At 32.6% G+C, this 866-nt stretch carries 1 protein-coding gene; it reads right to left on the bottom strand.

Features of this window, described 5'->3' with window-relative positions; translation table 11 throughout:
• Window positions 1-155: 155 nt before the first annotated feature.
• Window positions 156-866, bottom strand: a 711-nt coding sequence (locus MiAbW_RS19135; protein ID WP_151697353.1) for an IS5-like element ISMae4 family transposase, incomplete at its 5' end; no start/stop codon positions are given.

Genomic DNA, 866 nt, shown 5'->3' on the forward strand with positions numbered 1-866 from the left:
CTGAATGAAAACTTGAAGTTTAACTTTTAACTCAAAACTCTTTAGATATGCTTTAATTTGGTTATCAAAACCTCTTTATTTAAGCGGCACAAACTATCTCAATTTTTATAATTGAGAATAAATTCTCCTTGACTTGATTAATCTTTAGGCAACTTTTAAGAAGCTGCTATACCTATCCCTAACTCACAGTTATAAATAGCCGCCAACAAGTTAACTCTTAAACTATATCTTCGACGACGATTCCGATATTTACAGGATAAGATTTTAAAGATTTTGAGTTTCCTATTTATATGTTCAATGATAATCCTTTCTTTGGCTAAAGCCTTGTTATACTCTTTTTCTAACTCTGTTAATTTTCTATTTTTCGCTTTCTTTTTCGGTGTATAACTATTACTATGGTATGCAGCTATTCCCTGATAACCACTGTCTTCTATGCTGGTAGTTAAAGGATGAAAACGAACTCGACTTTTTTTAAATAAACTAAAATCATGACCTCTGCCTTTCCCACAAAAGACACAGATAATTTCCTCTGTATTTTGATCAGCTACTAATTGGGATTTTAAAGTATGATAACCTCTTTTACCCCCCAAAAAATCTTTCTGTTTCTTTTGGGGTCGTTCAATGGGAGTTTCCGTTACATCCATTACCGTTACGACTGGTATCTCTGCTTGATTGAGTAAAGCTTTTTTTCCTTTTAAACGGAAGTTTCCCGATTGTAAAAGCATTTTTTCCGTCTTATTTACAATCCGACATATAGTTGATTCTGATAGTTCCCAGCTTGTACCAATGTGAAAATATGTTCTATATTCTCGCCAATATTCTAACGTTACTAAAACTTGTTCTTCTATAGATAGTTTAGGTTTCAG

This window comes from Microcystis aeruginosa NIES-4325, from assembly GCF_008974145.1.
In the GTDB taxonomy this organism is placed as follows: domain Bacteria; phylum Cyanobacteriota; class Cyanobacteriia; order Cyanobacteriales; family Microcystaceae; genus Microcystis; species Microcystis aeruginosa_G.